This is a genomic window from Nonomuraea sp. GTA35 (genome assembly GCF_041950525.1).
GTDB lineage: Bacteria > Actinomycetota > Actinomycetes > Streptosporangiales > Streptosporangiaceae > Nonomuraea.
Genome location: NZ_JBGNUV010000029.1, coordinates 48,119 through 56,520 on the forward strand (window position 1 = coordinate 48,119; position 8,402 = coordinate 56,520).

The window sequence follows — 8,402 nt, forward strand, 5'->3', positions numbered from 1 at the left end:
ATGATCGTACCCCTCATGGAGGCTGTCGCCGATACCTGCGGGGGGAAGGCCGGCCCGCTCGGCGCATTGCTGCGCGCGGGCCTGCCGGTCCCTGACGGCTTCGTCGTCCCGTTCACCGCCTACCGGGCCGCCATCAGTGACCTGGAGCTCGGGCGGCCGGACGACCTGGCCGCGGCACGGCAGGCGATCGCGGCCCGTCCCCTGCACGCCACCGTGATCGACGCGCTGGGACGCGGGCTCGGCCGGCTCGGGAATCCACCGGTGGCGGTGAGATCATCGGCGGCGGGCGAGGACACCGGGCAGGCGTCGGCGGCCGGTCAGCACGAGAGCTTTCTCGCCGTGCACGGGGCCGGCGAGGTCGCCGGGGCCGTACGTGCCTGCTGGGCCTCGCTGCTGTCCCCGCGTGCCATCGCCTACCGGGGCGACGAGCGGGCGTCCGCCGACCCCGTGATGGCCGTCATCGTGCAGCGGCAGGTGGATGCCGAGGTGTCCGGGGTCATGTTCACGCCCTCGGGCCCGGACGGCGCGACCGAGATCGAGGCGTCCTGGGGCCTGGGGCCCAGCGTCGTCGGCGGCACGGTAACCCCTGACGCCTACCGCGTCGTCCGGGACGGGACGGTGACCCGCACCATCGCGGACAAGCGGACCCGGCTCGACCGGCGTGGCACGCGGCTCGCGGTGCGCGACGTGCCCGCCCGCGACCGGGGCCGGCCGGTGCTCGACGACGCGACGGCCACGCGGCTCGCCTCGCTCGGCGAGGAGATCGCCACCGTGCTCGGCGGTCCGCAGGACATCGAGTGGGCGATCGCCGGCGGCCGCACCTGGATCCTTCAGGCACGGCCGATCACCGCCGCACCCCCACGGCGCCCCTCGCCTCCGGACGTCCCCGCCGGCGCTGGCGCCGGGGGTGCCGGCGCTGGCACCGGCACCCCCGGCATCCCCGCCGGCGCTCACACCGGCACCCCGGGCAGTCGCGGGACCGCGACCGGCCCTGCCAGGATCGTCCGCGGTCCCGGCGACTTCGCGCGCGTGCAGCCGGGCGACATCCTCGTCTGCCCCTTCACCGACCCTGCTTGGACGCCCCTGCTGCGCATCGCCGGCGGCGTCGTCACCGAGACCGGAGGCGTGCTCTCCCACGCCGCGATCGTCGCCCGCGAGCAGGCCATCCCGGCCGTCCTCGGCATCCCGGGCGTCACCCGCGCGCTCCACGACGGCACCCTCATCACCATCGACGGCACCACCGGCACCGTCACGACGATCGACCAGACCAGCGCCTGACCCGAAAGGAGAAGGGGAAAGCGCGCCCCGAGGGCGCCGCGCCCCGACCGCTGATGACGACGCGACACCTCTACCTGGCCCGCCACGGTGCGGCCGACGCGTTCGGCGAGCTCACCGACATCGGGCGCCGGCAGGCGGCCCTGCTGGGCGAACGGCTCGCCGGCGTACCGGTCGACGCCGTGTGGCACTCCCCGCTGCCCCGCGCCGTGGCGAGCGCGCACGAGCTCGCCCGGCACCTGCCGGACGTGCCCGTGGCCGAGGCCGCCGAACTCGCCGACCACGTCCCCTACGTCCCCACCGCGGCCGAGACTCCCCCGTCCTGGAAGGGCTTCTTCGACGGCTACGACGACGCCGAGGCGGCGGCGGGCCAGAGGCTCGCCGAGGCCCTGGTCGCCCGGTTCGCGCAGGTGCCCGGCCCGGCCGCGGAGGGGGCCCGGCCCGACACTCACGAGGTCCTGGTGACGCATGCCTACCAGATCGCGTGGCTGGTGCGGCACGCGCTGGACGCGCCGCCGTCCCGGTGGCTCGGGCTGAACAGCGCCAACACCGCGCTGACGGTCATCGCGTACCGCGCCGGCCTGCCGCCCACGATCGTGATGTTCAACGACATGAGCCACCTCCCGGCCGATCTGCGCTGGACGGGGTTCCCCGCCGGAGGCGTGCGGCTGTGACGTGGCTCCTCCCCCGCGTGACACCCGCCTGCCGCCCCGCGGCCGCGCCGGCTTCGTGACATTCGTCAGGGGCCGGCGAGAAGGCGGCTGGATAGGGTGGAACGCATGAAGGGCCGGCTGCGGACCTCCGTCTATCTCGTCGCCCTGGTGTGGCCGATGCCCGGGTTCCTGGCGTCCGCGCCGTCCGCTGTCACGGTCGTGCTGGTGGCCGCCGGAGTGGCGGGCTTCGTCGCCCTCTACCTGCGGGTCGTGTGGACCGCGCTGGTGCGGCCGAACCGCAACGCCACCCCGTACGCCCTGATCCTGCTCTTCGTGGTCACGGCCGCGGTGGCGCCGGTCCTGGGCGAGATGTGGGTGTTCACGACGTCGTACTTCCTCATCGCCGCGCTCGCCACGTCGCTGCCCGAGCGGGCCTTGCCGGCGGCAGCCGGGGCGACCATCGCGGCCGTCACGCTGGCCCTGCCGCTGCTCGGCAGGCCGCTGGCCGAGTACTGGTGGATGCCGCTCCAGGCGGTCGTGTTCACCGCCGCCATCCGCGCCTACCTCCGGCTGGAGTCCGCGAACAGGGCGCTGAGCGAGGCCAACGTCGAGGTCGAGCGGCTGGCCGTGGACAACGAGCGGCTGCGCTTCGCCCGGGACATGCACGACCTCCTCGGTCACAGCCTGGCCGTGATCCGGCGTCAGGACGACCGCGAGCGCCACACCCGCTTCGCCGCCGACCTCGCCGCCCTGGCGGTGTGGAGCCCGGGCGGCGTCGTCACCGCGACGCCGGAACAGCTCGCCGGCCGGTTGCTGGCCACGTCGCAGGACATCCGAGAGACCATCCGCTACGGCGTCGAACGCGGGCTGCTCGGCATCCCCGAGGGCGCCACCTTCACCGCTGTGCCGCGCCCGATCGAGGCCGGCTGACGATCGCCGTGGCGCGCCCGATCGAGGCCGGCTGACGATCGGCGTGCCGTGCCCGATCAAGGCCGGCTAACGATCGGCGGGCCGCGGGTCGGCCGCCGCGGGGTGCTGGAGCCGGTGGATCTCGGCGGCGGTGCTGCGGGCGGCGGTTCTCATGAAGCGGACGATGGTCCGCAGCTCCGCGTCGTCGAACTCGCCGAGATCGTCCCGCGTCCGGGCGATCAGCCCCGAGTAAGCGGCGCTGACCCGGTCGAGCCCTTCCCGGGTGGGCTCGATGAGCACCCGCCTGCGGTCGTGCGGGTCGGCCACCCGCCGGACGCAGCCCGCCGCGACGAGCCGGTCGATCATGCGTGAGGCCGATCCGGTAGTGAGGTTCACGTGCTTGGCCAGGACGCCCGGTGTCGTCGGGCCGTGACGGCCCAGCACGTGCAGGCATTGCACGTCGGTGTCGGTGACGCCCAGCCGCTCGGCGACCAGGCTGTTGAGCTGGACGACCAGGATCGCCCAGCTGGGCACCACGTCCGTGGTGACCTCGACAAGTAGCGCTTCCCTGCCCGCGCCCGGCTCCGTCATCGTGGCACCCTTCCCGGCCAATTCACTGCGTCACGCAGTGAATCTCGTGGTACGTTTTGCTGCGCGGCGCAGCTACTGCGTTGCGCAGGCATATTATCCCACCACCCCCCACCGACCCGGGAGTTCGACCCAGCATGAGCACACCCACTCGCAGCCACAGCGGCAGAGCGGCACCCGCGGCCCTCCTGACCGGCCGCACGGCGGCCGTCGTCCTGGCCGCGATCCTCACCGCGTCCTTCATGGAGCTCCTCGACGCCACGATCGTCAGCGTGGCGGCCCCCGCGATCGCCCAGGACCTCGGCGCCGGCCAGGCCGCGCTCCAGTGGATGCTGGCCGGCTACACCCTGGCCGTCGGGGCGGGCCTGATCACCGGCGGCCGCATCGGCGACCTGTACGGACGCCGCCGCGTGTTCCTCCTGGGGCTGGCCGCGTTCATGCTGGCCTCCGCCGGGTGCGGGCTGGCGCCGAGCCCCGGGGCGCTGGTCGGCATGCGCGTCGTGCAGGGCCTGGCAGGTGGCCTGATGATCCCGCAGGTGTTCGGCATCATCCGCGCCTCGTTCGAGCCGGGCGCACGCGCGCGGGCCCTGGGCGCCTACGGGGCCGTGCTGGGCCTGGCCTCAGTGGCCGGGCCGTTGCTCGGCGGGCTGCTGGTCGAAGCCGACCTTTTCGGCCTCGGGTGGCGGGCGATCTTCTGGGTCAACGTGCCGGTCGCGATCGTCGCGCTGGTCGTGGGCGCTCGGTTCGTGCCCGAGTCCCGCTCGGCGGGCCCTACGCGGCTGGACCTGGCGGGAGCGGCGCTGGCCGCCCTGGCCGCGACCCTCCTGCTCCTGCCCCTGATCCAGGGACGCGAGTGGGGCTGGCCCTGGTGGGGCTTCGCCGTCCTCGCGCTGTCGGTTCCCGCGGCGGCCCTGTTCCTCCTCAGGCAGCGGCGCCTGGTCAGCCGGGGAGCGCAGCCGATCCTCGATCCCGCGCTGCTGCGCGTGCGCGCCTTCGCCGGCGGCCTGTCGGTCTGCGTGCTGTTCTTCGGGGCGCTCGGCTCCTTCTTCCTGCTGCTCTCCCTCTACCTGCAGCTCGGCGCCGCACGAACCGCCCTCGAGACCGGGCTGGTGATCCCGCCGTACGCCGTGGGTTCGATCATCACCTCCGGCATCGGCGTCCGGCTCGCCCCCCGTGCCGGTCGTGCCCTCCTCGTCGGCGGCGCGCTGCTCCTGGCCGCCTCGCAGGTCGTGCTGCTCCTCCTCATCGGCGACGGCGCCGAGCCCTCCTCCTGGGAGCTGGCCGTGCCCCTGCTCGTGGGAGGTCTGGGGCTGGGCCTCACCACCCCGTCCCTGATCAACGTCGTGCTCGCCGGCGTGCCCGCCCAGGACGCGGGGGCCGCGGGCGGTGTCCTGACCACCATCACGCAGATCGGCAACGCGCTGGGCGTCGCCGTCCTCGGCGCCGTGTTCTTCGCCCGGCTGGACGGCTCCCTGCGCGACGGCGCCTCCGGATTCCTCGCCTACGGCGACGCCCTCGTCACGATCCTGCCCTGGCAGGTCGCCTGCTACGCCGGCGCGGCCGCGCTCATGTTCCTCCTGCCCAAGAACGCCCACACGTGACTTCCGGCCCGGACCCGCGAGGAGACTCCATGACCGACGCGCCCCGCGTCAGCGCCGACCCGTTCGCCGTCACCGTCCGAGGCATCGGCGAACCCCATCCCGCCCGCGCCGCCCTGCGCTCCGCCGGTCCCATCGTCCGGGCCGACGCCCCGGCCGGCGGCCCGGCATGGATCATCACGGACGACGCCCTCGCCCGGGAGGCCCTCGTCCATCCCCACATCGTCAAGGACCCCGCCTACGCGCCGGCGCACTGGGACCCGCGAACCGCGGGCCTGGAGCCGACCGCCGCCGCGCAGCCGTCGCTGACCACCTACGACGGGCCGGCGCACGCGCGGCTGCGCAGGGCGCACGCTCCGCTCTTCACCGCCAGGCGGATGCAGGACTACGCCGATCGGATCACGGGCTTCGCCCGCGATCAGCTCACGGCGCTCGCCGCGACCGGTGAGACGGTCGATCTGATGGCCGACTTCACCACCCGGTTCCCCCTCACCGTGGTCTGCGACGTGCTGGGCGTCCCGCTCGACCGCATCGACCAGGCCATCGCGGCCTGCCGGGGCATGCACAGCGCCGACCCCGCCGAGGTGGGCGCGGCCATGGCCGCCTTCGGGCGGCTGGCCGCCGCGGCACTCGAGGAGGGCCGGCACGGCCTGGCCGCCGAGCTGCGGGAACGCGTCCCGGACGAGCTCACCGAGACACAGCTGCACTATCTGCTCTTCACCCTGATCTACGCCGGGCAGCTCACCACCGACCCGTCACTGGGCTTCCTGCTCGCGCACGTCCTCGACGCCGCCGGCGCCCGCGCGGACGGGGCGACGGTCGAGGAGCTCGTCCGGGAGACGCTGCGCCGGCACGCGCCGGCGCCCTTCAGTCTCTGGCGGTTCACCTCCGCCGACATCGAGCTCGGCGGCGTGCGGCTGCCCGCCCGCTCCCCGGTGCTCGTCGACATCCAGGGCATCAACACGCAGCCCGGCCGGGCGATGGGACCGGACCTGACCTTCGGCGCCGGCCCCCACTACTGCACCGGCGCCCAGCTCGCGCAGCTCGAACTGCGCGCGGTCGTGGCGGTCGTGCGGGCCGACTTCCCCGACGCACGCCTCGCGGTCCCGCTCTCCGCGCTCCGGCAGACCGACCTCGGCGGCATCCAGGGCAGCCGGTTGACCGCCCTCCCGGTGAAACTGCGGCGCTGACACCCTCCCGGCCAGGCGCCCGGCGGCTCGGGCCCCGCAGGTGGCGGCGCCGTGCGGCGGTGGCCGGGGTGCCTGGCCCGGCGGACGGCGGAGCCGCCTGGCGGGACGCCGGAAAGAGGCCCGCCTGCGCCGTCAGCGGGCGGAGCTCCGGTCCAGGAGGCGAGCCGGGGAGGGCGCGGGCAGGCCGTCGTCCGACGGCCGCAGGCTCGACAGCAGCAGGGCCAGGTAGCGGCGCGGATCGTGATGGGCCGGATCGCCCGGGTGGGCGGTGGCCAGGGCCATGACGACGATCGCGGCGAGGTCCCGGACGATCAGGTCGTCGCGTACCTGCCCGGCTTGCTGCGCGCGGACCAGGACGGTGCCGAGCGGCCCCATGAAGCGTGCCGCGATGTCGACGGTGGAGGCGCCCGACTGCCGGGCGGCCTTCAGCAGCCCGTGGTGGGCGGCCAGCGTGTCGACCGCCGCCGTCAGCGCCCGGGCCAGCGCGCCCCCCGGGTCGGCGGCGTCGCGGGCGGCCAGCACCAGCGGCTCGACCTCCTCGGCGAAGTACGTCTCGAAAGCGGCCCTGATCACGCCGTCGCGGTCGCCGAAGCGCCGGTAGACGGTGGCGCTCCCGATGCCCGCCTGCCGGGCGATCTCGTCGAGGGAGACCTCGGGGCCGCGTTCGCGCAGGATCGTGATGGCGGCCCGGACGATCTTGTCGGCGTTGCGCAGCGCGTCGGCTCGCTGTCGCTGCTCGTGCACACGGTGAACGCTAGCAGCCAGAAGGAGGAGGGTCTCACCAGGCGACTTCGAAGGCGGACAGGCCGTACACGACGTTGAAGGAGCGGAACTGCGGTGCGGTGCCGGTCTCGCGCAGCCCCGGGAAGCGCTCGAACAGCGCCGGGAAGGCGATCCGCATCTCCATCCTGGCCAGCGGCGCGCCCAGGCAGTGGTGCACGCCGTGGCCGAAGGCGACGTGGCCGAGCTCGCCGCGGGTGATGTCGAGCCGGTCCGGGTCGGGCATGAACGCCGGGTCGCGGTTGGCCGCGGGCAGCGCGCAGAGCACGAGCTCGCCGGCCGGGATGCGGGTGCCGGACAGCTCGACCTCCGTGGTGGTGACCTTGCTCGTGCCGGAGTGCACGATGCTGAGCCAGCGCAGCAGCTCCTCGACGGTGGCGCCGATCCGCTCGGGCTCCTTCCTGAGCAGCTCGAGCTGGCCGGGATGGCGCAGCAGGGCCAGGGTGCCGAGGCCGAGCATGTTGGAGGTGGTCTCGTGGCCGGCCAGCAGCAGCAGCCCGGCGATGCCCACCAGCTCGTCGGTGGACAGGTCGTGGCCGTGCTCGCGTACCAGCATGCCGAGCATGTCGTCACCCGGCGCGGCCTGGGCGCGGGCGATGAGCCCGGCCATGTAGGAGCGCTGTTCCTGGCTCGCCGCCTGCCGCTCCTCGATCGGGAGCGAGATGTCCAGCACCTTGCCGGTACGCCGCTGGAAGTCCCCGCGGTCGGCGTACGGCACGCCCAGCAGCTCGCAGATGACCAGCGAGGGGATCGGCAGGGCGAAGGCGGAGACCAGGTCGGCCGGCGGGCCGGCGCTCTCCATCGCGTCCAGGTGCTGCTCGACGATCTCGTGGATGCGCGGCTCCAGGCGGCGCATGCGCCGCATGGTGAACTCGGGCGTCAGGATGCGGCGCAGCCGGGTGTGCTCGGGCGGGTCGAAGGCGAGCAGGTTGCCCGCCCGCATCGCCTTGAGCTGCTCCTCGCTGTACTGCTGCCGGCCGGCCAGGGGGAACACCGCGACCTGGGCGTTGCTGAAGCGCCCGGCGTCCCCGAGCACCTCCCGCACGTCGGAGAACCGGCTGACGACCCACGCGTCGAGGCCGAACGCGGTGGTCACCCGGCGGACGCCCTCCTCGTCGCGCATCGCCGACAGCTCGGGATCGGGATCGAACCCGCTGCGCCGCATGTGCAGGGGCAACGTCACAGAATCGCTCATGTCAACTCCCGAGAAGGCCCGCCTCGGACGATCTTGACTGACCGCGTGTCACTAAAGCGAGAGTAACCCATCATTTCGCGGGCCGCGCGACGCCCTGCGCATCGACTACACCGCCGAGGCCGACGCGCCGACCGTGGTCAACCTGACCAACCACTCCTACTTCAACCTCAAGGGCGGCGGCGACGTGCTCGACCACGTCGTCCAGATGGACGCC

At 74.1% G+C, this 8,402-nt stretch carries 8 protein-coding genes and 1 pseudogene; 6 read left to right on the plus strand and 3 right to left on the minus strand.

Translation table 11 applies throughout. The features are described from left to right. The 3 genes from ACBJ32_RS57380 to ACBJ32_RS57390 all read left to right on the plus strand — a co-directional run bounded on the left by ACBJ32_RS57380 (window position 1) and on the right by ACBJ32_RS57390 (window position 2,858). Entirely contained in the window at window positions 1–1,278 is a 1,278-nt protein-coding gene (locus ACBJ32_RS57380; RefSeq protein WP_375134047.1) for a PEP/pyruvate-binding domain-containing protein, read from the plus strand. 53 nt (window positions 1,279–1,331) lie between these two features. After that, the gene (locus tag ACBJ32_RS57385) at window positions 1,332–1,949 is read left to right on the plus strand and encodes a histidine phosphatase family protein (protein WP_375134048.1); all 618 of its coding nucleotides are present in this window, start codon (window positions 1,332–1,334) and stop codon (window positions 1,947–1,949) included. A 105-nt stretch (window positions 1,950–2,054) separates the two neighbouring features. Next, window positions 2,055–2,858, plus strand: coding sequence for a hypothetical protein (locus tag ACBJ32_RS57390; RefSeq protein ID WP_375134049.1), 804 nt, complete (start codon window positions 2,055–2,057; stop codon window positions 2,856–2,858). Between the two features lie 66 nt (window positions 2,859–2,924). Here ACBJ32_RS57390 and ACBJ32_RS57395 read toward each other — a convergent pair whose 3' ends face one another. Next, complete coding sequence (locus ACBJ32_RS57395; protein ID WP_375134050.1) at window positions 2,925–3,428, minus strand: MarR family winged helix-turn-helix transcriptional regulator; 504 nt, start codon at window positions 3,426–3,428, stop codon at window positions 2,925–2,927. 134 nt (window positions 3,429–3,562) lie between these two features. Here ACBJ32_RS57395 and ACBJ32_RS57400 point away from each other — a divergent pair, with 134 nt between their 5' ends. Both ACBJ32_RS57400 and ACBJ32_RS57405 read left to right on the plus strand, forming a co-directional pair. Next, a complete protein-coding gene (locus tag ACBJ32_RS57400; RefSeq protein WP_375134051.1) occupies window positions 3,563–5,026 on the plus strand; it encodes an MFS transporter in 1,464 nt (487 codons plus the stop codon). Window positions 5,027–5,055: 29 nt separating this feature from the next. Further along, on the plus strand, window positions 5,056–6,213 hold the full coding sequence (locus tag ACBJ32_RS57405; RefSeq protein WP_375134052.1) for a cytochrome P450: 1,158 nt from the start codon (window positions 5,056–5,058) through the stop codon (window positions 6,211–6,213). Window positions 6,214–6,345: 132 nt separating this feature from the next. On the opposite strand, the gene ACBJ32_RS57410 is transcribed toward ACBJ32_RS57405, so the two are convergent. Both ACBJ32_RS57410 and ACBJ32_RS57415 read right to left on the minus strand, forming a co-directional pair. After that, window positions 6,346–6,957, minus strand: coding sequence for a TetR/AcrR family transcriptional regulator (locus ACBJ32_RS57410; RefSeq protein WP_375134053.1), 612 nt, complete (start codon window positions 6,955–6,957; stop codon window positions 6,346–6,348). Window positions 6,958–6,991: 34 nt separating this feature from the next. Then, window positions 6,992–8,188, minus strand: coding sequence for a cytochrome P450 (locus ACBJ32_RS57415; RefSeq protein WP_375134054.1), 1,197 nt, complete (start codon window positions 8,186–8,188; stop codon window positions 6,992–6,994). Between the two features lie 100 nt (window positions 8,189–8,288). Here ACBJ32_RS57415 and ACBJ32_RS57420 point away from each other — a divergent pair. Continuing rightward, window positions 8,289–8,402: pseudogene (locus ACBJ32_RS57420) on the plus strand (galactose-1-epimerase); the annotation flags it as partial.

Coding starts and splice junctions, on each gene's coding strand:
- ACBJ32_RS57380 (WP_375134047.1), top strand. CDS start 1: ATGATCGTACCCCTCATGGAGGCTGTCGCCGATACCTGCGGGGGGAAG.
- ACBJ32_RS57385 (WP_375134048.1), top strand. CDS start 1,332: ATGACGACGCGACACCTCTACCTGGCCCGCCACGGTGCGGCCGACGCG.
- ACBJ32_RS57390 (WP_375134049.1), top strand. CDS start 2,055: ATGAAGGGCCGGCTGCGGACCTCCGTCTATCTCGTCGCCCTGGTGTGG.
- ACBJ32_RS57395 (WP_375134050.1), bottom strand. CDS start 3,428: ATGACGGAGCCGGGCGCGGGCAGGGAAGCGCTACTTGTCGAGGTCACC.
- ACBJ32_RS57400 (WP_375134051.1), top strand. CDS start 3,563: ATGAGCACACCCACTCGCAGCCACAGCGGCAGAGCGGCACCCGCGGCC.
- ACBJ32_RS57405 (WP_375134052.1), top strand. CDS start 5,056: ATGACCGACGCGCCCCGCGTCAGCGCCGACCCGTTCGCCGTCACCGTC.
- ACBJ32_RS57415 (WP_375134054.1), bottom strand. CDS start 8,188: ATGAGCGATTCTGTGACGTTGCCCCTGCACATGCGGCGCAGCGGGTTC.